Below are 26,884 nucleotides of genomic sequence, written 5' to 3' on the forward strand. Positions count from 1 at the left end.
CCGCTCACGCTCCCCCGCCGTCTCCGTGAATGAGACGGATGCCACGTCAGGAGACGTCGCGATGCCACGTCAGGGGACGTCGCGATGCCACGTCAGGGGACATCGCGATGCCACGTCAGGAGACCTCCACGGCGCGCCTCTTGGAGAGGACCACGGCGACGAGCACGACGAGCAGCGCGGCCACGGCGACGGACGCCCGCACCCCGGCGTTCGCACCGTCCCCGTACCCGAACCGCACGACCGCCGGGGCGATGAGCAGCGCGACCAGGTTCATGACCTTCAGGAGGGGGTTGATCGCCGGTCCCGCCGTGTCCTTGAAGGGGTCGCCGACGGTGTCCCCGATGACGGTCGCCGCGTGCGCCTCGCTGCCCTTGCCGCCGTGGTTCCCGTCCTCGACCAGCTTCTTCGCGTTGTCCCAGGCGCCACCGGAGTTGGCGAGGAAGACCGCCATCAGCGCCCCCGTTCCGATCGCCCCGGCGAGGTACGCGCCGAGCGGGCCGACGCCGAGCGCGAAGCCCACCGCGATCGGGGCCGTCACGGCGAGCAGTCCGGGCGTGGCGAGTTCGCGCAGCGCGTCCTTGGTGCAGATGTCGACGACCCGCCCGTACTCCGGCTTCTCCGTGCGGCCCATGATCCCGGGGTGCTCGCGGAACTGCCGCCGCACCTCGTACACCACCGATCCCGCCGACCGGGACACGGCGTTGATCGCGAGGCCCGAGAAGAGGAAGACGACCGAGGAGCCCAGGATCAGGCCGAAGAGGTTGTTGGGCTGCGAGATGTCCATGGAGAGCGTCAGCCCGCCCGCCTCCGCCCCGACGTCGGTGACCGCGGTCGCGATGGCGTCCCGGTACGAGCCGAAGAGCGCGGCGGCCGCCAGGACGGCGGTGGCGATGGCGATGCCCTTGGTGATGGCCTTGGTGGTGTTGCCGACGGCGTCCAGGTCGGTCAGGACCCGCGCGCCCGCGCCCTCGACGTCCCCGGACATCTCCGCGATGCCCTGCGCGTTGTCCGCGACCGGGCCGAAGGTGTCCATGGCGACGATCACGCCGACGGTGGTGAGCAGGCCCGTCCCGGCGAGCGCAACCGCGAAGAGCGCCAGCACGATCGAGGCCCCGCCGAGCAGGAACGCCCCGTACACGGTGAGGCCGATCAGGAGCGCCGTGTAGACGGCGGACTCCATGCCGAGGGCCACGCCCGCGAGGACGACGGTCGCGGGGCCGGTGAGCGAGGACTTCCCGATGTCCCGTACGGGCCGCCGGTCCGTCTCGGTGAAGTAGCCGGTGAGCTGCTGGATCAGGGCGGCGAGGACGATGCCGAGGGCGACGGCGACCAGGGCGAGGACGCGCGGGTCGCCGTCGTGGCCGGGAATGCCCGGCTCGGTGACGCCCTCCAGTGCGGCGTAGGAGGACGGCAGATAGGTGAAGGCGGCGACGGCGACGAGTCCGAGGGAGACGACCGCCGAGACGAGGAAGCCGCGGTTGATCGCGCTCATGCCGCCGCGGTCGGTCCGCCGGGGCGAGACGGCGAGGATGCCGAGCACGGCGGTGACCACGCCGATCGCGGGCACGATCAGGGGGAAGGCGAGGCCGTGGTCGCCGAAGGCGGCCTTGCCGAGGATGAGCGCGGCGACGAGGGTGACGGCGTACGACTCGAAGAGGTCGGCCGCCATGCCGGCGCAGTCGCCGACGTTGTCCCCCACGTTGTCGGCGATGGTGGCGGCGTTGCGCGGGTCGTCCTCGGGGATGCCCTGCTCGACCTTGCCGACCAGGTCGGCGCCGACGTCGGCGGCCTTGGTGAAGATGCCGCCGCCCACGCGCATGAACATGGCGATGAGCGCCGCGCCGAGCCCGAACCCCTCCAGGACCTTGGGCGCGTCGGCGGCGTACACGAGGACGACGCAGGCGACGCCGAGCAGCCCGAGGCCGACGGTGCACATGCCGACGACCCCGCCGGTGCGGAAGGCGATCCGCATGGCCCGGTGGGCGACCTGGGCCGGGTCCTTCTCCGGCTCTCCGGGGGCCGGGGCGGCGTCTCTGGCCGCGGCGGCGACCCGTACGTTCGCCCGCACGGCGAGCCGCATGCCGATGTATCCGGTGAACGCCGAGAACAACGCCCCGACCAGGAAGAACAGGGACCGTCCGGCGCGCTGCGACCAGGTGTCGGCGGGCAGCGCGAACAGCAGGAGGAACACGACGACGGCGAAGAGGGCGAGGGTCCGCAGCTGCCGCGCGAGGTAGGCGTTGGCCCCTTCCTGCACGGCGGCGGCGATCTCCCGCATCCGCTCGGTCCCCTCGCCGGCCGCGAGCACCCGGCGGGCGAAGAACCACGCGACGACCAGGGCGACGAGGGCGACGAGGGCGACGACGACCACGATCGTCCGGTTCCCACTCGTGAGCACCGCCGCGGCGAGGGAAGGGGGGTCCATGGGGACGGATCGGTCCATGGGGACGGATCATAGGGAGACGAACCGGCACATACGGGGACCCGGCAGCCTCCCGCGCGGCTGCCCCGAAGGCAGGAGAAAAGACCACCCCGAGGCCGGAGGAGAAGGGAAAGGAGTTACGGGGAGAGGCCCCACGACGCAGGCCCTCTCCCCGAACCGCTACCGCTCCCGCGCCCCACCGGACCGGAAGGTCTCAGGAGAGGACGTCCGCCGGGCTCACCGGCCAGGTCATGCGGAGGGTGCCGCCGTCCGCACCGGCGCTCACCTCGACGTCGTCGACGAGCCCGCGGATCACCGCGAGGCCCATCTCGTCCTCGCCGTCGGCGTCGTCGAAGTCCTCGGCCGGGGCCGCGGCGCGCGCGCCGGGGACCCCGACGGCATCGGCCGCCGCCACCCCCGCGCCCGGCACCTCGTCACCGACCTCGATGGAGAAGGACTTCTCCTCCTCGGTCAGGACGACCCGGATGGGGGTCGTGACGTCGTTGCTGCGGTGCAGCCCGACGGCACGGGAACACGCCTCGCCGACGGCGAGGCGCACCTCGTCGAGGACCGCCTCGTCCACCCCCGCCCGGCGCGCCACCGCGGCCGCCACCAGGCGGGCCGTCCGGACGTGCTCGGGCTGGGCGCTGAAGCGGAGTTCAACGGTGGCCATGCGAACCCCCCGGGCTCAGTCGACGGCGTTGACGGCCTCGTCGACCGAGGTGTGGATCGGGAACACCTTGGTAAGGCCCGTGATCCGGAAAATCTTGAGAATGCGCTCCTGGTTGCAGACGAGGCGCAGCGAGCCCTCGTGGGCTCGGACGCGCTTCAGGCCGCCGACGAGCACACCGAGGCCGGTGGAGTCGAGGAAGTCCACGCTCTCCATATCGACGACCAGGTGGTAGCTGCCGTCGTTCACCAACTCGACCAACTGCTCGCGCAGCTTGGGCGCGGTATACACATCAATCTCGCCACCGACCTCGACGACCGTACGGTCACCACCAGCGCCGGTCACATTGCGAGTCGACAGGGACAGGTCCACGGATCCTCCAGCACCTTGCTATCGGGCGATCGTTCTCCCGGGGCTCCCGGACGGGGCCGAGGAACGGATCGCCAGCCGCGATGGCATTCAATCACTTACCCACAGCCATGCACGACGCCTTGGAAGCATTGTCCGTCATGGCGGTGACACACTCGATGCCGATGGCCAAGAATCACCGCCCCAGTCGTCCCGCCGGGGACAGGGGCAGCCGCCCCTCTCCCGGCATGGTCCTGGACCGGCTCTCCTCGGGCGAGAGCCGGGCCGCGCGCATCACTCATACGGAGCACATGCCCGCCCGGGCGGGTCGTCATGCGGTCTGGCCGCACCGCATCCGCCCGGAGGTGATCGCGGCCATCCAGGAGACCGGGATCGAGCATCCGTGGGCCCACCAGGCGCAGGCCGCCGAGCACGCCCTCGACGGCGAGTCCGTGGTGATCGCCACCGGCACCGCCTCGGGCAAGTCCCTCGCCTACCTCGCCCCGGTCCTCTCCACCCTCCTGGACGGTTCCGAGGCCCCCAACGGGCGCGGGGCCACCGCCCTCTACCTCGCCCCCACCAAGGCCCTCGCCGCCGACCAGCGGCGCGCCGTCCGGGAGCTGGCCGCCCCGCTGGGCAACCGGATCCGCCCCGCCCTCTACGACGGCGACACGCCGGTCGAGGAACGCGAGTGGGTCCGCCAGTACGCGAACCTCGTCCTGACCAACCCCGACATGCTGCACCGGGGCGTGCTCCCCTCCCACCCCAGGTGGTCCTCCTTCCTGCGCGCCCTGCGCTACGTCGTGATCGACGAGTGCCACACCTACCGGGGCGTCTTCGGCTCCCACGTCGCCCAGGTGCTGCGGCGCCTGCGCCGGATCTGCGCCCGGTACGGCTCCGAGCCGGTCTTCCTCCTCGCCTCCGCCACCTCCGCCGACCCCGCCCGGACCGCCGGCCGCCTCACCGGTCTGCCGGTCACCGAGGTCTCCGACGACGCCTCCCCGCGCGGCGAACTGGTCTTCGCCCTGTGGGAGCCGCCGCTGACCGAGCTGCACGGGGAGCGCGGCGCGCCGGTGCGCCGCACGGCCACCGCCGAGACCGCGGACCTGCTGACCGACCTGACCCGGCAGGGCGTCCGCTCGGTCGCCTTCGTGCGGTCCCGGCGCGGCGCCGAACTGATCTCGGTGATCGCCCAGGAGCGCCTCGCCGAGACCGACCGCGCCCTGGCCCGCCGCGTCGCCGCCTACCGGGGCGGCTACCTGCCCGAGGAGCGCCGCGCCCTGGAGCGGTCCCTGCACTCCGGGGAACTCCTGGGCCTGGCCGCCACGACCGCCCTGGAGCTGGGCGTGGACGTCTCGGGCCTGGACGCCGTCCTGATCGCCGGGTACCCGGGCACCCGGGCCTCCCTGTGGCAGCAGGCGGGCCGCGCCGGCCGCTCGGGCGAGGGCGCCCTCGCGATCATGGTCGCCCGGGACGACCCGCTGGACACCTTCCTGGTCCACCACCCCGAGGCGATCTTCGAGCAGCCGGTCGAGTCGACCGTCCTGGACCCCGACAACCCCTACGTCCTCGCCCCCCATCTGTGCGCCGCGGCGGCGGAGCTGCCGCTGACCGAACCCGACCTGGCCCTCTTCGGCCCGGCCGTCCCCGACCTCCTCCCCCAGCTGGAGACGGCCGGCCTGCTGCGCCGCCGCCCCACCGGCTGGTACTGGACCCGCCGCGAGCGGGCCGCCGACCTCACCGACATCCGGGGCGGCGGCGGCAGTCCCGTCCGGATCGTGGAGGCGGGCACCGGCCGCCTCCTCGGCACGGTCGACGAGGCCGCCTCCCACACCTCCGTCCACGAGGGCGCCGTCCACCTCCACCAGGGCCGCACCTACCTGGTCAGGGAGCTCGACCTGAAGGACTCCGTGGCCCTCGTGGAGGAGGCCGCCCCGCCGTACTCCACCACCGCCCGCGACACCACCTCCCTCTCCGTCCTCGCCACCGACACCGAGGTCCCCTGGGGAGCCGGCCGCCTCTGCTACGGCTCCGTCGAGGTCACCAACCAGGTCGTCTCCTTCCTCCGCCGCCGCCTCGTCACCGGCGAGGTGCTCGGCGAGACCAGGCTCGACCTGCCGCCCCGCACCCTGCGCACCCGCGCCGTCTGGTGGACGGTCACCGAGGACCAGCTCGACGCCGCCCGGATCAACCCAGAGATCCTCGGCGGCGCCCTGCACGCCGCCGAGCACGCCTCCATCGGCATGCTGCCGCTCTTCGCCACCTGCGACCGCTGGGACATCGGCGGCGTCTCCGTGCCGCTCCACCCCGACACCCTGCTGCCCACCGTCTTCGTGTACGACGGGCATCCGGGCGGCGCGGGCTTCGCCGAGCGCGCCTTCCACACGGCCCGTGCCTGGCTGGCGGCGACCCGGGAGGCCATCGCCTCCTGCGAGTGCGAGGCGGGCTGCCCCTCCTGCATCCAGTCCCCCAAGTGCGGCAACGGCAACGACCCCCTCCACAAGCGCGGCGCGGTCCGCCTCCTCACGGAACTCCTCCGCGAGGCCCCGGAGGGCCGGGATGACCGGGCGGACCGGGAGGGCCGGGAGGGCCGGGAGGCGCCGGAGGGGGCACTCGCGGGTCGGCCCGCGGCCCCGGAGGCGGGCCCGGCGGGAGTCCCGGAGGGCCCGCCCGCGACCTGACCTCCGGCCGGTACGGGCCGCGCACCACCCGTGCGGTCACCTCGGCCACCTCGCCCCGCACCGCGCACCGCACCAGCTCGGCGCCCTGCGCACCGGCCACCCGGGAGGCGGCGGCGCACGCCTCGGCCTCACCCCACAGGGCCCGGTCGGCGGCGGCGAGGGCGGCCAGGTCGGCGGCCCCGCCGGCCCGGTGCCGGGCCACCACCGCCTGGCCCAGCGCGAGCAGCGCCCCGAACACCACGCACAGCGCACAGGCCGCGAGCGCCGTCCACACGGTCGCCGAACCCCGGTCTCCCCGGCGGCCGGGGCTATGGCGGATGGGGACACGACGGGCCGGGAGGTGACGGGCCGGGAGACGAAGGCCCGGGCGGCGGCCCCCGGGGCGGCTGCGGGCCCTCACAGTGGGTCTCCGGGACCGGAGTCCCCGAGGAATCCGGTGTCCTCCGCGAGGGCCGCCGCCTCCGCCCGCAGGGTGAGACCCAGGCCCCGGGGACCGGGGGCCGCCGCCTCCACCGTCACCCGCCACAGCTCCCCCGAGCGCGTCACCGTCACCCGGGCCCCCTCGGGCGCCGCGGTCCTCGCGGCCGCCTCCGCGGCGGCCAACGGCTCCGAGCGGGCCGCGGCCCGCGCCCCCGCCCGCGCCGCGTCCACGCACCGGATCTGCGCGGCTGCCGCGACCAGCGCCCAGAGCAGGGTCACCGTGAACAGCGCCAGGACGGGCAGGACCATCGCCGCCTCCACGGTCGCGAAGCCCCGGTCGGAACGGCGCGTCTCAGAACGACGCATCGAGCGCCTTCCCGATCATCGAATCCAGCGCTCCCGAGACCGTCCCGCTGGTCACGACCTTGTAGAGCACCGCAGCGAACGCCGCCGCCGCGATCGTCCCCACCGCGTACTCGGACGTGCTCATTCCCGCGTCGCGGCGCGCCGCCTCCCGCCGCGACCGCCACCACGCGCCGACCCGCCCCTTGATCGTGCCCACCGTCGCTGCCGCCGCCGTCACTGCCGCTGTCCCCGCCATGTCGTTCTCCTCGTCCCGTCGTTCCGTCGTTCCGTCGTGTCTCGTGGTCGTTCATGTGTCGTGCGTGTCGTGCGTGTCGTGCGTGTCGTGCGTGTTTTCTCGTGGTCGTTCTCATCCGTGCAGCAGGCCCGTCGCGAGGCCGATCACCACCGGGGCCACCCCCACCGCCAGGAAGGCCGGCAGGAAGCAGAGCCCCACGGGCGCGCTGATCAGGACCTGGGCCCGGCGCGCCCCGGCCGCCGCCGTGCGGGCGCGGGCCGCTCGCAGGGCCGTCGCGTACCGGGCCACGGCCTCCGCCGAGGGCGCTCCCGAGGAACCGGACCGCTCCAGGCAGCGGGCGAGCCCCGCGGCGCCCGGTATCGCGCCGAACCTCCGCCACACCTCGCCCGGTTCGCCGCCGAGGCGCAGTTCGGCCGCCGTGCGGGTCAGGCGCTCTCCGAGCGGGCCGCCCAGCGACCGGCCCACCGCCTCCGCCGCCTCCCCGGGACCGGCGCCCGAGGCGGCGCAGGCCGCCAACAGGTCCGCCGCCAGAGGGAGGTGGCACGCCGCTTCCTCCTCGTCGGCCCGCTCGACCGAGGCCCTGCGCCCGCGAAGCCGTCCCCGTACCCCGCAGGCCACCAGGACGCCCGCGCCCAGGCCGGCGAGTCCGCCGAGAAGCACCCAGCCGAGCCCGGCCGCGACGACCGGGGCCGCCCAGAGGCCCGCCCGGGACAGCCCGGGCCGGACTTTCCGGGAGGGCGGTGCCGGCACCGGCGTCCCGAGGAGGTTCCGTGTCCGCTTCCGCATCCGGCACGCCCGCAGCTCGCGCAACGCCTCGCGGACGCCCTGCGCGCCCAGACACACCGCCGCCGTCAGAAGCGCTCCCGTCTGGAGGGCGTCCAGCGGCATCACGCCCGCTCACCTCCCCGTACGATCCGGGCGGCCCACCACAGGCCGGCCGTTTCCAGGGCCCCGCCGACGGCCAGGCAGGCCAGGCCGGCCGGAGTGTGGAACAGCACCCGCAGCGGGTCGGCCCCGAGGGCCGCGCCGAGGGCGAGCCCCGCCGCGGGGAGCAGCGCGAGGACGGTCACCGTGGCCCAGGCACCGGCCAGTTCGGCCCGCAACCGCTCCCGCTGCTCGTGATGGCCCCGCAGGGAGGCCTCCAGCCGGTCGAGCCCGGCGGCCAGGCCCGCGCCCCCGTCGACGGCCACCTGCCAGCAGGCCGCCATGCCCGCAAGGCCGTCGGCGCCGTCCTGCCGGGACGCCCTCCGCAGGGCCTCCGGCACGTCCCCGCCGAACCGGGCCGCCGCGAGCACCCGGGCCTCCTCGCCGCCCAGGGCGCCGGTCTCCCGGGCCGCGAAGGCCAGTGCCTGCGCGGGCTGCCAGCCGGCCCGCAGCTCTCCGACGACCGCCCCGCACAGGGCCGCGACCCGCTCGGCCCGCACCTCCCGCTCTCTGCGCCGCCCGGCGGCCCGCAGCCGCCGTTCGACCAGGGGAACCCCGAGCGCCCCCGCCACCAGGGGCAGCGGCGACTCCCCGAGCAGCGCGAGGGCCCCGGCCACCGGCAGGCACAGCCATGCGCGCCTGCCCCGCAGCAGGGTCCACCCGTGCGCGACCGCCACCGGCCACGCCCCCCGGCCGGCCGCCTCGGGCCCGCCGCCCGCGAGCACCGCCCGCGCCCGGCCGGTCCCGCGCCGCCGCTCGGCCGCCCACCACAGCAGGGCGAGTCCCGCGCAGAGCACCGCCGCGCCCTGCGCCGCGGCCCGTACCGCCTCCGGCTCCGCCGTCACCACGCTCCTCCTCCGATCAGCGTCCTCAGCCGCTCCCAGCCCCGCTCCCGCTCGAACCCGGACGCACCCCACCGCAGGGCGGGAACCGTCCGGACCAGACCCTCCCGGTCGCGTTCCAGGACGTGGACCTCGGCGATCCGCCGCCGCCCGTCCCGGTCCCGCACGAGGTGGAGCACGACCGAGAGGCCGGCGCCCAACTGGCTGTGCAGGGCGGCCCGGTCGAGTCCGGCCGCCGTCCCCAGGGCTTCGAGCCGCGCCGGTACGTCCGCCGCCGTGTTGGCGTGGACCGTCCCGCAGCCCCCTTCGTGGCCCGTGTTCAAAGCGGCCAGGAGGTCCACCGCTTCACCGCCGCGCACCTCGCCGACCACCAGCCGGTCGGGTCGCATCCGCAGCGCCTGCCGGACCAGGTCCCGCAGGGTGACGAGCCCGGCGCCCTCCTGGTTGGCGGGCCGCGCCTCCAGGCGCACCACGTGCGGGTGGTCGGGCCGCAGCTCCGCCGAGTCCTCGGCGAGCACGATCCGCTCCCGCTCCCCCACCAGGCCGAGCAGGGAGGCGAGGAGCGTGGTCTTGCCCGTGCCCGTGCCGCCGCTGACGAGGTACGAGACCCGGGCGTCGATCAGGGCCCGCAGGACGGGGGCGCCGCCGGGCGGCACCGTGCCCGCCGCGGCCAGCTCCTCCAGGGAGAAGGCGCGCGGGCGCACCACCCGCAGGGAGAGGCAGGTCGAGCCGACCGCAACCGGCGGCAGCACCGCGTGCATGCGGGTGCCGTCGGGGAGCCTGGCGTCCACCCAGGGGCGGGCGTCGTCGAGCCTGCGTCCGGCGACGGCCGCGAGCCGCTGCGCGAGCCTGCGGACGGCGGCGGCGTCGGGGAAGGACACCGGGGCCCGTTCGAGTCCGGTGCCCCGGTCCACCCACACCCGGTCGGGGGCGGAGACCAGGACGTCGGTGACCGCCGGGTCGGCGAGCAGGGGTTCGAGGGGGCCGGTGCCGATCAGTTCGCACCGCAGCTCCTCGGCCGCCCCCAGTACCTCCGCGTCGCCGAGCAGCCGCCCCTGGGCCCGCAGCGCCGCCGCGACGCGGGCCGGGGTGGGCTCGGCCCCGCTCGCCGCGAGTCGCTGCCGTACGGCGTCGAGCAGGCCCGTTCCGCCGCCTTCGCCCCAGGTCCCGGTCATGCCGCACTGCCGGGCGTGAGCACGCGCTCCCAGAAGGCGGCGCAAAACCGGCCGAGCGGCCCCCGGGGCTCGGCGCCCGGCGGGAGGCCCGCGTCCTGGTCGGCCACGATCCCCGGGTCGTAGGGGAGTTCGCCGACGAGCGGCAGCCGGAGCGCGTCGGCGACCCACCGCTCGTCGAGTCCCGTCGCGTACGGTCCGCGCACCACGGCCCGCAGGTCGCGCACGGACGTCCCGAGGACCGCGGCCGTCCGGTGGGCCGCCGCGACGGCCCTCAGCTCCCCGGGCACGACGAGCAGTCCGAGGTCGAGCTGGGCCAGGGCCTCGGCGGTCGGCCGATCGGTGCCGCGCGGCAGGTCGACCACGACGACCCCGCCCCGGCGACGCGCGGCGGCGAGCACGGACCGCACGGCTTCGGGCGGCACCGGCGGCGCGGGCTCCCTGCCCCAGCTGAGCACCCGGACCCCCCGCACCGAAGGCAGGGACTCCTCCAGGGCGCCTCCCGCGAGCCGGCCCTTCGACGCGGCGAAGTCGGGCCACCGCCTGCCCTCCTCGCGCTCGCCGCCGAGCAGCACGTCGAGCCCGCCGCCCAGCGGGTCGCCGTCGACGAGGAGGGTGCGCCGTCCGGTCCCGGCGGCGGCGAGGGCGAGGCCGCAGGCCAGGGTGGAGGCGCCCGCGCCTCCACGGCCGCCGACGACACCGACGGTCAGGGCCTGTCGACCCGCTCCTTCGGCCGCGTCGGCGATGCGGTCCACGAGGAGGCCCTCGGCGTCCGGGAGCTGCAGCACGCCCTCCGCGCCGATCTCCACGGCGAGGCGCCACAGCCCTGGATCGTCCCGGTCTCGTCCGACGAGGAGGATGCCCGGCCGGCGCACCGCTCCCCGGCAGCGGGCGGCGGCGTCGTCACCGACCAGGACGAGCGGCGGGTCCGTCCAGGCCGCCCGCCGCTCGGGCGCCCTGTGGTGCACCTCGGGCTCGACCCCGGCCGCCGCACAGAGCCGGAGGAGGTCGTCGAGCAGTCCGAGGTCCTCGGTGAGGATCAGCGGTCCGGCCCGCCGCACCTCGTCCACGTCCGGCGCCTCCGGCCCCGGGGCCTCCGCTCCCCGCGCCCTCGGTCCCGCCACTCCGAGCCTCCGCGCCCCGGGCCCGCTCGCTCCGGCGCCCCGCGCCGACGAGCCCCGATCCGTGCTCCCGGCCCCGGAAGTCCTGGATGCCTCCACGGCACACACCCCTCTCGTGATTCCTGCCGTCCGCGAACTTCGCGACAGGAATCACCGTGGGGCCGCCCGGGAAATCGTGGGGATCTCGACGAGAAACTGTGGATAAGGGAGGGCCTGTGAATAACCGCGTCACCCCTCCGGCGACTGCCCGAAACGCATCCCGTCGGTTACTCTGAGTGAGTAATCGAGAGCACGGCAGCCCGATGGCCGGCTCGCGGCCGAGGGGCGAAGAGAAGGGAGCGGGCGATGTCACGCAGGACCGAAATGGCTCCGGACATGCGACGACCCCCGCCGGGGGGGAGAGCGGGGGTCGTCTCTCCGGCCGACTCGGGGGGGGAGGAGCCGGACCGGGGTAGCACGGTCGCGAACGATCCGTGACTTCCATGGTGTACCCGAGAGGCTTCTCAGGCAAACCCACGCGCCCCAGCGTACGCCGAATGGCGGGCACCTATGCTCGGGCTCGTGGAAAACCACTCCTTGCCGCGCACAGCCGCCTTCTTCGACCTGGACAAGACGGTCATTGCGAAGTCCTCGACGCTGACCTTCAGCAAGTCCTTCTACCGGGGCGGGCTGATCAGCCGCCGTGCCGCCCTGCGGACGGCCTACATCCAGTTCGTCTTCCTGGCGGGCGGGGCCGACCACGACCAGATGGAGCGGATGCGCGAATACCTTTCCGCGCTCTGCAAAGGCTGGAACGTCGCCCAGGTGAAGGAACTCGTCGCCGAGACCCTTCACGACCTGATCGACCCGATCATCTATGACGAGGCGGCCTCCCTCATCGAGGCCCACCACGCCGCCGGCCGGGACGTCGTCATCGTCTCGACCTCCGGCGCCGAGGTGGTCGAGCCGATCGGCGAGATGCTCGGGGCCGACCGGGTCGTCGCCACCCGGATGGTGGTCGGCGAGGACGGCTGCTTCACCGGGGAGGTGGAGTACTACGCCTACGGGCCGACGAAGGCCGAGGCCGTCCGGGAGCTGGCGGAGTCGGAGGGCTACGACCTCTCGCGCTGCTACGCGTACAGCGACTCGGCGACCGACATCCCCATGCTGGAGGCCGTCGGCCACCCGCACGCGGTCAATCCCGACCGGGCGCTGCGCCGCGAGGCCGCGGCCCGGGAATGGCCGGTCCTCACCTTCAGCAAGCCGGTCCCGCTCAAGCAGCGGCTGCCCGCGTTCCGGATGCCGCCCCGGCCCGCGCTCGTCGCCGCGGCGGCCGTGGGAGCGGCCGCCGTCGGAGCCGGGCTGGTCTGGTACGCCGCCCGGCGCCGGCAGGCCGCCCTCTCGACCCCCCGGACCGCCGTCGACTTTGCCCGAATTTGAGCAAAACCCCAAGAAGCGGGACGAGCACTTTCGCTTCCACCCCAAGAGGAGTAAAAAGGAATCAGGCCCGCGAGACCTGGGACATCCGAGAGGATCACCTGTTGAGCATGAAGGCCCCACGGACCTAGCACGAAAGCCAGGTACCCACGCGACGTCGACCCGTCGATTACGGGCCAGCCGCACCAGGCGACGGGCAAAGTTCCCGGCCTGATGGGCACATATCGAGGACGCTTGGTAACTGGGCGGACGTGCCAGCGGCGGTACCCGTACGGGTACCGCCGCAACCCTTTCCGGGACGGGGCCCCGGACCCTCAGGCCGCGCCGCGCTGGAGCGCCTCGCAGACGGCCGTCGACTCCCGGACCCCCAGCTCGACCGAGCGCCCGCAGTGCGCGATCCAGGCCCCCACGCCCTCCGGAGTACCCGACAGATAGCCCTCGAACGCGGCGAGGTACGCGGCCCGGCCCTGCTCCGCGTGACCGACTTCGGCCGGACAGATGCCCTTGGGATCGAGACCGCTGCCGACGAGCGCGATCCGCTCGGCCGCCCGCGCGACCAGCCCGTTGTACGAGGTGAAGGGGCGCAGCGCGAGCAGTTCGCCGTGCACCACGGCGGCGGTCACGAGCGCCGGGGCCCCGCTGCCCGCGACGATCAGCTCCGCGAGGCCGTCGAGCCGTCCGGCGACCTCCGCGGGCGTCGGCACCGGGCCCTCGATCAGCGGCTCGTCGACCCGCTCGCCGTCCAGCCGGGGCCGCCCCACCGAGTCGTCCGGGTCGCCCGCGGCGACCAGGTGGAGGCGGGCGAGCACGCGCAGCGGCGACTGGCGCCAGATGGAGAGGAGCTGCCCGGCCTCGGCGCTCAGGCGCAAGGCGGCGCCGACCGTGCGGGCCTCGGGGTCCGCGCCGAAGTCGGTGCGCCGGCGGACCTCCTCCAGGGCCCAGTCGGCGCCGGACAGGGCGGCCGAGCCGCGCGCTCCGCGCAGCGCCGCCTCGGAGGAGATCTCGTTGCTGCGCCGTCGCATCACGCGGTGCCCGTAGACCCGGTCGACGGCCTTGCGTACGGAGTCCACCGCATCGGCGACGCCCGGCAGGGAGCCGAGCGCGGCCAAGGGGTCAGAAGCGTGCGTACTCATAGGTAGGGAGGCTACGCGCCCGGCGGCCCCGCCCCACGATGGAGTGGTCTTCTTCACGCAACCCGACCACGAAAAGCGATCGTACCGCTACCCTAGGTGAACATGAAGATCGCTTTCGTCGGGAAGGGCGGCAGCGGCAAGACCACGCTGTCCTCGCTCTTCATCCGCCACCTCGCCGCCAACGAAGCTCCGGTCGTCGCCGTCGACGCGGACATCAACCAGCACCTGGGCGCCGCGCTCGGCCTGTCCGAGGCGGAGGCCGCCGCGCTGCCCGCGATGGGTGCGCACCTGCCGCTCATCAAGGAGTACCTGCGGGGCACCAACCCCCGGATCGTCTCCGCCGACACGATGATCAAGACGACGCCGCCCGGAGCGGGCTCCCGGCTGCTGCGGGTCCGCGAGGACAATCCGGTGTACGAGGCGTGCGCGCGTCCGGTCCGGCTGGACGACGGCGAGGTCCGGCTGATGGCGACCGGCCCCTTCACCGAGTCGGACCTCGGGGTCGCCTGCTACCACTCGAAGGTCGGCGCGGTGGAGCTCTGCCTGAACCACCTGGTCGACGGCCCCGACGAGTACGTGGTCGTGGACATGACGGCCGGCTCGGACTCCTTCGCCTCCGGCCTCTTCACCCGCTTCGACATGACCTTCCTGGTGGCGGAGCCGACCCGCAAGGGGGTCTCGGTCTACCGCCAGTACAAGGAGTACGCGCGGGACTTCGGCGTCGCGCTCAAGGTCGTCGGCAACAAGGTGCAGGGCCCGGACGACCTCGACTTCCTGCGCGAGGAGGTCGGGGAGGACCTGCTCGTGGCGGTGGGCCACTCGGACTGGGTCCGCGCGATGGAGAAGGGCCGCCCGTCCCGCTTCGAGCTCCTGGAGGCGGAGAACCGCATGTCGCTCCAGGCCCTCCAGGACGCGGCGGACGACTCGTACGCCCACCGCGACTGGGAGCGGTACACGCGGCAGATGGTCCACTTCCACCTGCGGAACGCGGAGAGCTGGGGCAACGCCAAGACCGGGGCCGACCTGGCGGCGCAGGTCGACCCCGGTTTCGTGCTGGGCGAGCCGCTGGCGGTCTAGCGACCGCCTCCGGGCCGGGTCAGCCCGCCGCGGGAGCGGCGGCGCCCACCGGCTTCGCCGGGGAGGCCGGTGAAGCCGGTGAAGCCGGTGAAGCCGGTGAAGCCGGTGAGGAGAGGAAGGCCTTCCAGCCTGCCGCCGGGGCCTCGCCGACCTTCAGGGTGCGCATCTTGGCGATGACGTCGGGGTCCTGGGCGTCGAGCCAGTCGGCGAGCTGGCGGAAGGAGACGCACTTGACGTCCTTCTGCACACAGACGGTGGCGATGGTCTCCTCGATGGCGCGCATGTACGTGCCGCCGTTCCAGGACTCGAAGTGGTTGCCGATGATCAGCGGCGCGCGGTTGCCCCGGTAGGAGCGCTCGAAGGCCTGCACCAGGCCGTCCCGCATCTGGTCGCCCCAGTAACGGTGCTGGGAGGGGTCGCCCTGGGTGGTGCCGGGGGACTGGTTGACCAGGAAGTTGTAGTCCATGGACAGCGTCTGGAAGGCACGGCCGGGGACGGGCACGAGCTGCATCGACAGGTCCCAGAGGCCCAGGTCCTTCTTGGGCCAGATCTGGTCGTTGACGCCGCTGGTGTCGTAGCGGAAGCCCATCTGCGCCGCCGCCTGGACGAAGTTCTTCCGGCCCTCCAGGCAGGGGGTGCGGGCGCCGACGAGCTCCTTGTCGTAGTCGAAGGGCAGCGGCTGCTCGGCGCTCAGGCCGGCGTTCGTCTTCCAGGTCTTGACGAAGGACTTGGCCTGCTTGATCTCGCTCTTCCACTCCTCGACGGACCAGGTGCCGACGCCGCCGTCGGGGCCGCAGAAGTGCCCGTTGAAGTGGGTGCCGATCTCGTTGCCGTCCTGCCAGGCCCCACGGAGTTCGCGGACGGTGGCACGGATGCCCTCCGTGTCGTTGAAGCCGATGTCGGAGCGGCCCGCGCTGTGCTGCGGCGGTTCGTAGAGGTGTCGCTTCTCCTCGGGCAGCAGGTACACGCCGCTGAGGAAGTACGTCATGGTGGCGTTGTACTTCTTGCCCACCTGGCGGAAGTGGGAGAACAGCTTCTGACTGTCCTCGCCCGCCCCGTCCCACGAGAAGACCACGAACTGCGGCGGGGTCTCCCCCGGCTTGAGGCGCTGCCAGGCCGGCTGCTTCGGCTGGGTGCCGGTGAAGGCGGTCGAGCCGTCGCCGATCAGCCGGGGCACCGTCTGCGGGGCCGCGGCCGGTCCCTTCTTGGCGCCCGGGCCGCCGCCCGGCGTGCCCTTCGTGGCGTCGCCGTCGGAGCCCGAGCAGCCGGCGACGCCGGTGATCAGGGCGACGGTGAGGGCGCCTGCGGCGAGTGCCCTCCTCCGGGCAGTGGTCCTTCTCCCTGCGGCTGTCATCCGTCCACCTCTCCTCGGTTCCGTACGGGCGGCGTCAACGTCGCACCGCGACGGCCGGGGAGATGAAACGACAAGCTGAAAAATGCCCTCCGATCACCGGAACAGGTGAATCACTGCCCCATTTGCCCGGAAAGTAATGCCCGATTCTTTACTCTCCATTACGATCCATTTACTGAGCGTTGATGATTTCTTCGAAGGTCTCGCGCCGAGACCCTTGCCGCACATCCCGCCGCTGCACGCCGTGACCCACGGCCGCGAGCCCCACGTCCGTTCCGCACGAGCCGCGACCGCGCCACCCCGGAGGAGACGGGAACATGACCCTCTGCACCCCCGACCGCACGACCACCCGGCCCCGCGTCCAGCGGCCGCACAGCCCCCCGGGGGGACCGCGCCGCTTCCGCATCGCCACCGTCGACGTGTCCGCGTCGATCGCCGTCTTCCTGATCGCGCTGCCGCTCTCGCTCGGCATCGCCCTCGCCACCGGAGCCCCGCTCCAGGCCGGACTGGTCGCCGCCGCCGCCGGCGGCCTCGTCGCCGGCCGCTTCGGCGGCTCCCCGCTCCAGGTCAGCGGCCCCGCCGCCGGCCTCACCGTCGTGACCGCCGAGCTCATCCGGCTCTACGGCTGGCGCACCACCTGCGCCATCACCGTCCTCGCCGGACTCGCCCAAATCGGCCTGTCCGCGCTGCGCGTGGCCCGCTCCGCGCTCGCCGTCTCGCCCGCGATCGTGCACGGCATGCTGGGCGGCATCGGCGTCACCATCGCCCTCGCCCAGCTGCACATCGTGCTCGGCGGCACCCCCCAGAGCTCCGCCGTGGACAACGCCCTCGGCCTGCCCGCCCAGTTGGCGCACGTCCAGCCGGCCGCGTTCGCCATCAGCGCGCTCACCGTGGCCGCCCTGCTCTGCTGGCCGCGCCTGCCCGGCCGCGCCGGGAAGTTCCTGCGCAAGGCCCCGGCCGCGCTCGTCGCGGTGGCGGGCGCGACGGCGGTGGCGGTGCTCGCCGGACTCGCCGTCCCCCGCGTCGACCTGCCGTCCTGGAGCAGCCACGCCCTGCCCGGACTGCCCGAGGGCCCCGTCCTCGGCATCGCCGCCGGCGTGCTCACGATCACCCTCGTCACCAGCGTGCAGTCGCTGCTCTCCGCCGTCGCGGTCGACAAGCTCGTCGCCGCCCGCCCGGACCACGGCCTGGGCATCCCGCGCACCGCCCTCGACCGCGAACTCGCCGGCCAGGGCATGGCGAACGTGGTCTCCGGCGCGCTCGGCGGGCTTCCGGTCGCCGGGGTCGCGGTCCGCAGCGTCGCCAACGTCACGGCGGGCGCGGTGAGCCGCGCCTCCACCATGCTGCACGGCCTGTGGATCGTGCTCGCGGCCCTGCTGCTCGTGCCCGTGATCGACCTGATCCCGCTGCCCGCGCTCGCCGCCCTCGTGATGGTGGTCGGCATCCAGATGGTCAGCATCACCCACATCCGCACGATCACCCGCCACCGCGAAGTCGTCGTCTACGCCGTGACGCTGACCGGAGTCGTCCTCATCGGCATCCTGGAGGGCGTCGCCCTCGGCATCGGCGTGGCCGTCGCGGTCGCCCTGCACCGGCTCACCCGCACCCGGATCACCCGCGAGGAGCGGGACGGGCGCCAACTGCTCCGCGTCCGGGGCCAGCTGACCTTCCTCGCCGTGCCCCGGCTGAGCCGGGCCCTGCACCAACTGCCGCCGGGTTCCGACGTGGTGGTCGAGCTGGACGGGTCGTTCATGGACCACGCGGCGTACGAGACGCTGAGCGACTGGACGGCCGGGCACCTCGCCCACGGGGGCAAGGTCGAGACGACCGGCCCCGCCGGCACCCGGATCGCCGAGCCCTCCCCCGGCGCGGCCCCGCACTCCTGCTGCCGCCCCTGGACCCCCTGGCACAACCACCAGTGCGGGGAGCCGCCGGTCGAGCCCGCCGAAGCCGGCGGGGCGGGTGCGGACCGGCCCGCGCCGGGGCTGAAGCTGGCGAGCGGCATCGGCAAGTTCCAGCGGAACACCGCCCCGCTCGTACGGGACGAGCTCGCCCGGCTCGCCCGGGAGGGCCAGCGCCCCTCGCAGCTCTTCCTGACCTGCGCCGACTCCCGCCTGGTCACCAGCATGATCACGTCGAGCGGCCCCGGTGACCTCTTCACCGTGCGCAACGTCGGCAACCTCGTCCCGCTCCCCGGCGAGGAGAGCGGGGACGACTCGGTGGCGGCGGCGATCGAGTACGCGGTGGAGGTGCTGCGGGTCGAGTCGATCACCATCTGCGGCCACTCCGGATGCGGCGCGATGCAGGCCCTCATGAACGCCGGTCCGGACGACCCGCCGTCCCCGCTCCGCCGCTGGCTCCGGCACGGCCGGCCCAGCCTGGAACGAATGGCGAGCAGACGGCACGCCTGGGCCCGGATCGCGGGACGCCTGCCGGCCGACGCGGTCGAGCAGCTCTGCCTGACCAACGTCGTCCAGCAGTTGGAGCACCTGCGGGCGTACGAGTCGGTGGCGCGCCGACTCGCCGACGGCAGCCTCACGCTGCACGGGATGTACTTCCACGTGGGGGAGGCGCAGGCGTACCTGCTCGGCGGCGCGGACGAACCGCACGGCCCCGACGCCCATGACTCCCACGGTTCCCACGACCCGTACGACGAGGTGTTCACCCGCGTCATGCCGACCGGCCCGGCGGCCGACCCCGCCCCCGGACCGGAAGCCGACCCGAAGGCCGGACCGGAAGCCGACCCGGCGGACGAGCGGTCGGCCCGGCTGGAAACGGCGCACGCCTCCTGAGCGGGCGCCCCCGCCCGACCCCGCGCTCCGGAGCGCACGCGGTCCCGTGTCCCGAAGCGCACGCGGTCCCGTGTCCCGAAGCGCACGCGGCCCCGCGCTCCGGAGCGCACGCGATCACGCACCCCGGGGCGTACGCGCCCTGAACCGTCCGGGCCGTCCGTCCGTGAGACTGTGTGGCCCCTTCTCCCACCGCTCGGGAAGAAGGGGCCACCCCGCATAGCGCCACCCACAGGTCTAAACCAATTGCCCGGATGCTCTTGTCACCCGGGCATCTGGCTGATGAGCTATGACGCGGGACACATACGCACAGAGGACGCCCTGGGAAAGGGAGATGTCGTGAGCAACGAAAGCCTGGCCAATCTGCTTCGCGAGGAGCGCCGCTTCGCGCCGCCCGCGGAGCTGGCGGCGGACGCCAATGTGACGGCGGAGGCGTACGAGCAGGCCAAGGCGGACCGGCTGGGCTTCTGGGCCGAGCAGGCCAAGCGGCTGACCTGGGCCACCGAGCCGACCGAGACCCTGGACTGGTCGAACCCGCCGTTCGCCAAGTGGTTCGCGGACGGCGAGCTGAACGTGGCGTACAACTGCGTCGACCGGCACGTCGAGGCCGGGCACGGCGACCGGGTCGCCATCCACTTCGAGGGCGAGCCGGGCGACAGCCGCGCGATCACCTACGCCGAGCTGAAGGACGAGGTCTCCAGGGCTGCCAACGCGCTGACCGAGCTGGGCGTCCGCAAGGGCGACCGGGTCGCCGTCTACCTGCCGATGATCCCCGAGGCGGCCGTCACGATGCTGGCCTGCGCCCGCGTCGGCGCCGCCCACTCGGTGGTCTTCGGCGGCTTCTCGGCCGACGCCGTGGCCTCCCGCATCCAGGACGCCGACGCCAAGCTGGTCGTGACCGCCGACGGCGGCTACCGCCGCGGCAAGCCGAGCGCCCTCAAGCCGGCCATCGACGAGGCCGTCGCCAAGTGTCCGCAGGTCGAGCACGTCCTCGTGGTCCGCCGCACGGGCCAGGACACCGCCTTCACCGAGGGCCGCGACGTGTGGTGGGACGACATCGTCGCCCGCCAGTCCGCCGAGCACGCCCCGGAGGCCTTCGAGGCCGAGCACCCGCTCTTCATCCTCTACACCTCGGGCACCACGGGGAAACCGAAGGGCATCCTGCACACCTCCGGCGGCTACCTCACCCAGGCCGCCTACACCCACCACGCCGTCTTCGACCTCAAGCCGGAGAGCGACGTCTACTGGTGCACCGCCGACATCGGCTGGGTCACCGGACACTCGTACATCGTCTACGGCCCGCTGGCCAACGGCGCGACGCAGGTCATGTACGAGGGCACCCCGGACACCCCGCACCAGGGCCGGTTCTGGGAGATCGTGCAGAAGTACGGCGTCACCATCCTCTACACGGCGCCGACCGCGATCCGCACGTTCATGAAGTGGGGCGACGACATCCCCGCGAAGTTCGACCTGTCGAGCCTGCGGGTCCTCGGCTCGGTCGGCGAGCCGATCAACCCCGAGGCCTGGGTCTGGTACCGCGAGCACATCGGCGCCGGCAGGACCCCGATCGTGGACACCTGGTGGCAGACCGAGACCGGCGCGATGATGATCTCGCCGCTGCCGGGCGTCACCGAGACCAAGCCGGGCTCCGCCCAGCGTCCGCTGCCGGGCATCTCCGCCACCGTCGTGGACGACGAGGCCAACGAGGTGCCGAACGGCGGGGGCGGCTACCTGGTCCTCACCGAGCCGTGGCCGTCGATGCTCCGCACCATCTGGGGCGACGACCAGCGCTACGTCGACACGTACTGGTCCCGCTTCGAGGGCAAGTACTTCGCGGGCGACGGCGCCAAGAAGGACGAGGACGGCGACATCTGGCTGCTCGGCCGGGTCGACGACGTCATGCTCGTCTCGGGCCACAACATCTCGACGACCGAGGTCGAGTCGGCCCTCGTCTCCCACCCGGCCGTCGCCGAGGCGGCCGTCGTCGGCGCCGCCGACGAGACGACCGGCCAGGCGATCGTCGCCTTCGTGATCCTGCGCGGCACGGCCAGCCAGGACGACAACCTCGTCGCCGAGCTGCGCAACCACGTCGGCGCGACCCTCGGCCCGATCGCCAAGCCGAAGCGGATCCTTCCGGTGGCGGAGCTGCCGAAGACCCGCTCGGGCAAGATCATGCGCCGTCTGCTGCGCGACGTCGCGGAGAACCGGGAGCTGGGCGACGTCACCACGCTGACCGACTCCTCGGTCATGTCGCTCATCCAGACCCAGCTGCCGGCCACCTCCGGCGAGGACTGAGCCGCAGCCGGTACGGAGGTCTGAGCCGCAGCCGGCACGAAGGGAACGCCCGCCCCGGAAAGCACCGACCGGGGCGGGCGTTCCCGCGTGCCCGTACCTCCCCCGAGAGCCCCAAGGGGACGAAACGGGAGAAACTCCCTAGGCTGCTTCTCGCCGGATGCCCCACCGCCTCCTTGGGTATGGTGTGGGTCGCGTCAAGAACGCGACAGAAAGACCCAGGTGCGCCGGGAAGTCTGGTCGGCATGTGCTTCGCCCTGCCCGCCCGACGGAGGTCTCCCGCTTGTCCGCGCCCACCGACCGCAAGTTCCTCGGCCTGCTCCCCCTGCCCGAGCGCCGCTACCTCACCGACGCCCTGCGCACCGAGACCGTCGGCGGCATGCTGCTCCTCCTCGCCGCCGTCGCCGCCCTGATCTGGGCGAACACCCCGCTGAGCGGCAGTTACGAGGCCGTACGGGACTTCCACTTCGGCCCCGCCGCCCTCGGCCTCGACCTCTCCGTCGAGCACTGGGCCGCCGACGGCCTCCTCGCGGTCTTCTTCTTCGTCGCCGGCGTCGAGCTCAAGCGCGAACTCGTCGCGGGCGAGCTGCGCGACCCCCGGGCCGCCGCGCTCCCCGTCGTCGCCGCGCTGTGCGGCATGGCCGCGCCCGCCCTCGTCTACACCCTGGTCAACGTCCTCGGCGACGGTTCGCTCGGCGGCTGGGCCGTCCCCACCGCGACCGACATCGCCTTCGCGCTCGCCGTCCTCGCCGTGATCGGCACCTCGCTGCCGTCCGCGCTGCGCGCCTTCCTGCTCACCCTCGCCGTCGTCGACGACCTCTTCGCCATCCTGATCATCGCGGTCTTCTTCACCTCGGACCTGGACTTCGCCGCGCTCGGCGGCGCGTTCGCCGGCCTCGCCGTCTTCTGGCTGCTGCTCCGCAAGGGGGTCCGGGGCTGGTACGTGTACGTGCCGCTCGCCCTGGTGATCTGGGGCCTGATGTACAACAGCGGCGTCCACGCCACCATCGCCGGCGTCGCCATGGGCCTGATGCTCCGCTGCACCGTCCGGGAGGGCGAGGAGCACTCCCCCGGTGAGCACATCGAGCACCTGGTCCGCCCGTTCTCGGCCGGTGTCGCGGTACCGCTGTTCGCCCTCTTCTCGGCCGGCGTCAGCGTCTCCGGCAAGTCCCTCGGGGACGTCTTCACCCAGCCGGTCACCCTCGGCGTCGTCCTCGGCCTCGTCGTCGGCAAGGCCGTCGGCATCTTCGGCGGCACCTGGCTCACCGCCCGCTTCACCCGGGCCCAGCTCAACCCCGACCTGTCCTGGCCGGACGTCTTCGCCCTCGCCACCCTCGCCGGGATCGGTTTCACCGTCTCGCTCCTCATCGGCGAACTCGCCTTCGCCGACGACCCGGCCCTCACCGATCAGGTGAAGGCCGCCGTCCTGACGGGCTCGCTCGTCGCGGCCGTCCTCGCCGCGATCCTGCTGAAGCTGCGGGTGCGGAAGTACAGCGCGCTCTACGCGAACGAGGAGCGCGACGAGGACGAGGACGGCATCCCGGACATCTACGAGGAGAACAGCCCGGAATACCATCTCCGGATGGCCGAGATCCACGAGCGGAAGGCCGCCGAGCACCGGCAGCGCGCCCAACTGGCGGGGGCATCGAGCGAGGAGGCCGACCGTCCGGCATGATCTGAGTCGGACCGTAGACGAGGAGAGGGAGCAGCGATGAGCGACCTGTACGACAAGGGCGAGCCGAGCCTCGGCCAACTGGTCGCCTCGGCGACCGCCGAGATGTCGGCACTGGTGCACGACGAGATCGCCCTGGCCAAGGCCGAACTCCGGCAGGACGTCAAGCGCGGCGCGATCGGCAGCGCGGCGGGCGTCGCGGCCGGTGTGGTACTGCTGTTCTCCCTGCCGATGCTGAGCTTCGCCCTCGCGTACGCCATCAACACCTGGACCGGCGGGCACAACGGCAACGGCGGCTGGAACCTCGTCTGGTGCTTCCTGCTCTCCTTCACCGCGAACGTGCTGCTCGCGGGGCTCCTCGGCCTCCTCGCGTACTCCAAGTTCAAGAAGGTCAAGCCGCCGGAGAAGTCCATCGCGTCCGCCAAGCGGACGGCCGCGATCGTGCAGAACGTCAAGCCGCACCCGCGTCCCGAGGCGCCCAAGGCTCTGGTCAAGGGCTCCGTCGACCTGGACAGGGGCACCGTTGTGGCACGCTCGTCCGTATGACCCTTCCCGAGAGCAGCACCGCCGGCGGCGGACCCGTACGGCTCGACGGGCCGTGGACCCACCGGGACGTGGCCGCCAACGGCGCCCGCTTCCACATCGCCGAGATGGGCGAAGGGCCGCTGGTGCTGCTCCTGCACGGCTTCCCGCAGTTCTGGTGGACCTGGCGCCACCAGTTGCCCGCCCTCGCCGAGGCCGGGTTCCGGGCCGTCGCGATGGACCTGCGCGGGGTCGGCGGCAGCGACCGCACGCCCCGGGGTTACGACCCCGCCAACCTGGCGCTCGACATCACGGGCGTCGTCCGCTCGCTCGGCGAGCCGGACGCGGCGCTCGTCGGGCACGACCTGGGCGGCTACCTGGCCTGGACGGCGGCCGTGATGCGGCCCAAGCTGGTGCGCCGGCTCGTGGTCTCCTCGATGCCGCACCCGCGCCGCTGGCGCTCGGCGATGCTCTCCGACTTCTCCCAGTCGCGGGCCGGTTCGCACGTCTGGGGCTTCCAGCGGCCGTGGCTGCCGGAGCGCCGGCTGGTCGCGGACGACGCCGCGCTCGTCGGGGAGCTGATCCGGGACTGGTCGGGGCCGCGGCCGGTCGCCGACGAGGAGGCGATCGAGACGTACCGGCGGGCGATGCTCGTCCCGTCGACGGCGCACTGCTCGATCGAGCCGTACCGCTGGATGGTGCGGTCGCTCGCCCGTCCGGACGGCATCCAGTTCAACCGGCGCATGAAGCGGCCGGTGCGGGTGCCGACGCTCCATCTGCACGGCTCCCTGGACCCGGTGATGCGGACCCGCAGCGCGGCCGGTTCGGGCGAGTACGTGGAGGCGCCGTACCGCTGGCGGCTCTTCGACGGCCTCGGGCACTTCCCCCACGAGGAGGACCCGGCGGTCTTCACCGCGGAGCTCGTCAACTGGCTGAAGGACCCCGAGCCGGACCGCTGAGGGAACCCGGGCAGGCCGCTGACGCGCCGTCGGGCCCCCGTCCGGCGAACGGAGTTGCCCCGAACGGCCATGTGCCTCGCGCATACTCCGATTGGCGGGCTCCGGGGAGGTTACCGACCTTGGGGCACGGGCAGACGTCCGGGTATGGGCTGGACGCACGACTACGGTGACACGACGGCACGCGACCGCGGCTCGGCCGCCGGACCGGGACCCCTCGAAAGGGGCGGACCTCCGGAGCCGGGCCGTACGCACGCCGTGCAAGGGGTGGGGATCTCGCGCATCCTGCGCCGCCGGGCCCGCTGGGTCTCGGCCCGGCTCAGGCACACCCGCGGCTGACCCTCCGGGGCTTCCGGAGGTGGTGAGCGGTAGCAGCGGCACGAGGGGTCCGCGGGGGTTTCAGAGGGCGCAGCCCTGGGTGTCGACCTGCTGGTTGGCCGCCAGGCCGCGCTCGACGTCCCCGCGGACCTCGTCGGCCGTCAGGGCGTAGCCCGTGTTCGCGTCGTCGCGGGAGCGGGCGAAGATCACGCCGTACACCTCGCCGTCCTCGGTGAGGAGGGGGCCGCCGGAGTTGCCCTGACGGACCGTCGCGTACAGCGAGTACACGTCCCTGTTGACCTCGCCGCGGCTGTAGATGTCGGGGCCGGGGGCGCCGATGCGGCCCCGGACGCGCGCCGAGCGCACGTCGTACGCGCCGTTCTCCGGGAAGCCGGCGACGATCGCGCCGTCCCCGCTGCGGGCGTCCTCGTCGGCGAAGACGAGCGGCGTGGCCCTGAGGTCCGGCACGTCCAGGACGGCGATGTCGCGCTGCCAGTCGTAGAGGACGACCTTGGCGTCGTAGAGCTTGCCCTCGCCGCCTATCTGGACGGTCGGCTCGTCGACGCCGCCGACGACGTGGGCATTGGTCATGACGCGGCGCTCGCCGAAGACGAAGCCGGTGCCTTCGAGGACCTTGCCGCAGCTCTGCGCGGTGCCGACGACCTTCACGATGGAGCGCTGGGCGCGGGCGGCGACCGGGCTGTTCGCGAGGGCCGGGTCGGGGGGCGTGACCGGGGTGATGGGCTCGTTGACGAAGGGGCTGAAGACCGGCGGGAAGCCGCTGCGGGCCAGGGTGGAGCGGAAGTCGGCGAACCAGCCCGAGGCCTGTTCCGGCATCACCCGCTCCAGGCCGAGCAGGACTCTGGAGCTGCGTACCTCCTTGCCCAGGGTGGGCATCGAGGTGTTGGCGATGAGCGAGCCGATCAGCCAGGCCACGAGCAGCATCGCGACGACGTTGACCAGGGCGCCGCCCGTGGCGTCGAGGGCGCGCGCGGGCGACCAGGTGATGTGCCGGCGCAGCTTGTTGCCGAGGTGGGTGGTGAAGGCCTGGCCGACGGAGGCGCAGACGATGACGATCATCACGAAGACGACCGTCGCCGTGGTGGAGACCTCGCTGTTGTCGGTCAGCTCGTTCCAGAGGACCGGGAGCAGCAGGACGGCGACGAGACCGCCGCCGAGGAAGCCGATCACCGAGAGGATGCCGACCACGAACCCCTGGCGGTAACCGATGATCGCGAACCACACGGCGGCGAGCAGCAACAGGATGTCCAGCACGTTCACCGTCAATAGCCTCGCAGATTCGTTTCCGGTCGCCCCGGGGTCAGCCTGTCATGAGCGCCAGTCGAGCGGGACCTGTCTGGCCCTGTCCCAGGGCAGCTCCCAGCCGGCGAAGTGGAGCAGCCGGTCGATCACTCCGGCCGTGAAACCCCAGACCAGGGCGGATTCGACCAGGAAAGCCGGGCCTTTGTGGCCGCTGGGGTGGACGCTGGTCGCGCGATTGGCGGGGTCCGTGAGATCCGCCACGGGGACGGTGAAGACGCGGGCGGTCTCGCCGGGGTCGACGGCGTCGACCGGGCTCGGGTCGCGCCACCAGCCGAGGACCGGGGTGACGACGAAGCGGCTGACGGGGATGTAGAGCTGGGGCAGCACGCCGAAGAGCTGGACCCCGGCGGGGTCGAGGCCGGTCTCCTCCTGGGCCTCGCGCAGGGCGGCGCGCAGCAGTCCGCCCTCCTCGGGGGCGCCGTCCTCGGGGTCGAGGGCGCCGCCGGGGAAGGAGGGCTGTCCGGCGTGTGAGCGGAGGGTGCCGGCGCGCTCCATGAGGAGCAGTTCGGGACCCCGCTCGCCCTCGCCGAAGAGCACGAGGACGGCGGACTGGCGTCCGTCCCCGCTCGCGGGCGGCAGGAAGCGGCTCAGCTGCTCGGGCCGGACGGTGCGGGCGGCGCGGTCGACGGGGGCGAGCCAGGCGGGCAGGCCGTCGCGGCTGACGAGGCCGCCGGTGCCGAAGCCGCGGGCCTCGTACCCGTGCGGCTCGGGCCCGGGGGTCCCGTGCCCCTGGGTCTCTTCTTCAGTGCGCGTCATGGGCACCCCCGTTGGTTCTCAACGCGATGGACGGACGGGATCGTTCCCGGGGCCCGTCCCCGGGCGGAGGGGACGGGC

Annotated in this window: 22 protein-coding genes and 1 pseudogene; 9 read left to right on the plus strand and 14 right to left on the minus strand. The window is 73.5% G+C overall.

The features are described 5' to 3' along the window. Positions 1 to 115 precede the first annotated feature (115 nt). The 3 genes from OO47_RS05435 to OO47_RS05445 all read right to left on the minus strand — a co-directional run bounded on the left by OO47_RS05435 (position 116) and on the right by OO47_RS05445 (position 3,464). Positions 116 to 2,443: a sodium-translocating pyrophosphatase gene (locus tag OO47_RS05435; protein WP_051715195.1), complete on the minus strand. Its 2,328-nt coding sequence runs from the start codon at positions 2,441 to 2,443 to the stop codon at positions 116 to 118. Between the two features lie 193 nt (positions 2,444 to 2,636). Then, on the minus strand, positions 2,637 to 3,095 hold the full coding sequence (locus OO47_RS05440; protein ID WP_030205959.1) for an ATP-binding protein: 459 nt from the start codon (positions 3,093 to 3,095) through the stop codon (positions 2,637 to 2,639). Positions 3,096 to 3,110: 15 nt separating this feature from the next. Further along, positions 3,111 to 3,464, minus strand: a complete 354-nt coding sequence (locus tag OO47_RS05445; RefSeq protein ID WP_030205962.1) for an STAS domain-containing protein — start codon at positions 3,462 to 3,464, stop codon at positions 3,111 to 3,113. An 80-nt stretch (positions 3,465 to 3,544) separates the two neighbouring features. On the opposite strand from OO47_RS05445, the gene OO47_RS05450 reads away from it, so the two are divergent. Further along, positions 3,545 to 6,121 (plus strand): DEAD/DEAH box helicase, encoded by a 2,577-nt coding sequence (locus tag OO47_RS05450; protein WP_078489487.1) that lies wholly within the window; start codon positions 3,545 to 3,547, stop codon positions 6,119 to 6,121. A 40-nt stretch (positions 6,122 to 6,161) separates the two neighbouring features. Here the strand turns inward: OO47_RS05450 and OO47_RS34700 are convergent. The 7 genes and pseudogenes from OO47_RS34700 to ssd all read right to left on the minus strand — a co-directional run. After that, positions 6,162 to 6,521: pseudogene (locus tag OO47_RS34700) on the minus strand (Rv3654c family TadE-like protein); the annotation flags it as partial. Then, a complete protein-coding gene (locus tag OO47_RS05455) occupies positions 6,518 to 6,907 on the minus strand; it encodes a TadE family type IV pilus minor pilin (protein ID WP_030205967.1) in 390 nt (129 codons plus the stop codon). The gene OO47_RS05455 and the pseudogene OO47_RS34700, both read right to left, overlap by 4 nt. Next, the gene (locus tag OO47_RS05460; protein WP_078489488.1) at positions 6,894 to 7,142 is read right to left on the minus strand and encodes a DUF4244 domain-containing protein; all 249 of its coding nucleotides are present in this window, start codon (positions 7,140 to 7,142) and stop codon (positions 6,894 to 6,896) included. Before OO47_RS05460 ends, OO47_RS05455 begins: the two co-directional genes overlap by 14 nt. A 111-nt stretch (positions 7,143 to 7,253) precedes the next feature. Continuing rightward, on the minus strand, positions 7,254 to 8,030 hold the full coding sequence (locus OO47_RS05465; protein ID WP_030205974.1) for a type II secretion system F family protein: 777 nt from the start codon (positions 8,028 to 8,030) through the stop codon (positions 7,254 to 7,256). Further along, on the minus strand, positions 8,030 to 8,911 hold the full coding sequence (locus OO47_RS05470; protein WP_051715197.1) for a type II secretion system F family protein: 882 nt from the start codon (positions 8,909 to 8,911) through the stop codon (positions 8,030 to 8,032). The genes OO47_RS05465 and OO47_RS05470 overlap by 1 nt, the downstream gene beginning before the upstream one ends. Beyond that, positions 8,908 to 10,083: a TadA family conjugal transfer-associated ATPase gene (locus OO47_RS05475; protein WP_030205979.1), complete on the minus strand. Its 1,176-nt coding sequence runs from the start codon at positions 10,081 to 10,083 to the stop codon at positions 8,908 to 8,910. The genes OO47_RS05470 and OO47_RS05475 overlap by 4 nt, the downstream gene beginning before the upstream one ends. Next, a complete protein-coding gene (gene ssd, locus OO47_RS05480) occupies positions 10,080 to 11,150 on the minus strand; it encodes a septum site-determining protein Ssd (protein WP_030205981.1) in 1,071 nt (356 codons plus the stop codon). The genes OO47_RS05475 and ssd overlap by 4 nt, the downstream gene beginning before the upstream one ends. A 600-nt stretch (positions 11,151 to 11,750) precedes the next feature. On the opposite strand from ssd, the gene OO47_RS05485 reads away from it, so the two are divergent. Continuing rightward, positions 11,751 to 12,620, plus strand: coding sequence for an HAD-IB family hydrolase (locus OO47_RS05485; protein WP_030205982.1), 870 nt, complete (start codon positions 11,751 to 11,753; stop codon positions 12,618 to 12,620). A gap of 311 nt (positions 12,621 to 12,931) precedes the next feature. Here the strand turns inward: OO47_RS05485 and OO47_RS05490 are convergent, their stop codons facing one another. Beyond that, complete coding sequence (locus OO47_RS05490) at positions 12,932 to 13,750, minus strand: Fic family protein (protein ID WP_030205985.1); 819 nt, start codon at positions 13,748 to 13,750, stop codon at positions 12,932 to 12,934. A 102-nt stretch (positions 13,751 to 13,852) separates the two neighbouring features. Here OO47_RS05490 and OO47_RS05495 point away from each other — a divergent pair, with 102 nt between their 5' ends. After that, positions 13,853 to 14,827 carry an ATP-binding protein gene (locus OO47_RS05495; protein WP_030205988.1) on the plus strand — a complete coding sequence of 325 codons (975 nt, stop codon included), beginning with the start codon at positions 13,853 to 13,855 and terminating at the stop codon, positions 14,825 to 14,827. A gap of 19 nt (positions 14,828 to 14,846) precedes the next feature. On the opposite strand, the gene OO47_RS05500 is transcribed toward OO47_RS05495, so the two are convergent. Further along, entirely contained in the window at positions 14,847 to 16,181 is a 1,335-nt protein-coding gene (locus tag OO47_RS05500) for a polysaccharide deacetylase family protein (protein WP_030205990.1), read from the minus strand. 314 nt (positions 16,182 to 16,495) lie between these two features. Here OO47_RS05500 and OO47_RS05505 point away from each other — a divergent pair, with 314 nt between their 5' ends. From OO47_RS05505 to OO47_RS37635, 6 genes are all read left to right on the plus strand, one after another. Then, positions 16,496 to 18,970, plus strand: coding sequence for a SulP family inorganic anion transporter (locus OO47_RS05505; RefSeq protein WP_078489489.1), 2,475 nt, complete (start codon positions 16,496 to 16,498; stop codon positions 18,968 to 18,970). A 336-nt stretch (positions 18,971 to 19,306) separates the two neighbouring features. Then, the gene (acs, locus tag OO47_RS05510) at positions 19,307 to 21,262 is read left to right on the plus strand and encodes an acetate--CoA ligase (protein ID WP_030205992.1); all 1,956 of its coding nucleotides are present in this window, start codon (positions 19,307 to 19,309) and stop codon (positions 21,260 to 21,262) included. Positions 21,263 to 21,542: 280 nt separating this feature from the next. After that, positions 21,543 to 22,934, plus strand: a complete 1,392-nt coding sequence (gene nhaA / locus OO47_RS05515) for a Na+/H+ antiporter NhaA (protein WP_030205995.1) — start codon at positions 21,543 to 21,545, stop codon at positions 22,932 to 22,934. A 36-nt stretch (positions 22,935 to 22,970) separates the two neighbouring features. Further along, positions 22,971 to 23,477: a phage holin family protein gene (locus tag OO47_RS05520; protein ID WP_030205997.1), complete on the plus strand. Its 507-nt coding sequence runs from the start codon at positions 22,971 to 22,973 to the stop codon at positions 23,475 to 23,477. Continuing rightward, complete coding sequence (locus tag OO47_RS05525; protein WP_030206000.1) at positions 23,474 to 24,412, plus strand: alpha/beta fold hydrolase; 939 nt, start codon at positions 23,474 to 23,476, stop codon at positions 24,410 to 24,412. Before OO47_RS05520 ends, OO47_RS05525 begins: the two co-directional genes overlap by 4 nt. Positions 24,413 to 24,556: 144 nt before the next feature. Then, positions 24,557 to 24,748: a hypothetical protein gene (locus tag OO47_RS37635; RefSeq protein ID WP_033208166.1), complete on the plus strand. Its 192-nt coding sequence runs from the start codon at positions 24,557 to 24,559 to the stop codon at positions 24,746 to 24,748. A 60-nt stretch (positions 24,749 to 24,808) separates the two neighbouring features. On the opposite strand, the gene OO47_RS05535 is transcribed toward OO47_RS37635, so the two are convergent. Together OO47_RS05535 and OO47_RS05540 are read right to left on the minus strand one after the other, a co-directional pair. Next, positions 24,809 to 26,008 carry a MarP family serine protease gene (locus OO47_RS05535; protein WP_030206003.1) on the minus strand — a complete coding sequence of 400 codons (1,200 nt, stop codon included), beginning with the start codon at positions 26,006 to 26,008 and terminating at the stop codon, positions 24,809 to 24,811. A 48-nt stretch (positions 26,009 to 26,056) separates the two neighbouring features. After that, positions 26,057 to 26,806 (minus strand): NUDIX hydrolase, encoded by a 750-nt coding sequence (locus OO47_RS05540; RefSeq protein WP_030206005.1) that lies wholly within the window; start codon positions 26,804 to 26,806, stop codon positions 26,057 to 26,059. Positions 26,807 to 26,884: the final 78 nt, after the last annotated feature.

This window comes from Streptomyces bikiniensis (genome assembly GCF_000716625.1).
GTDB classification, from domain to species: Bacteria; Actinomycetota; Actinomycetes; order Streptomycetales; family Streptomycetaceae; genus Streptomyces; species Streptomyces bikiniensis.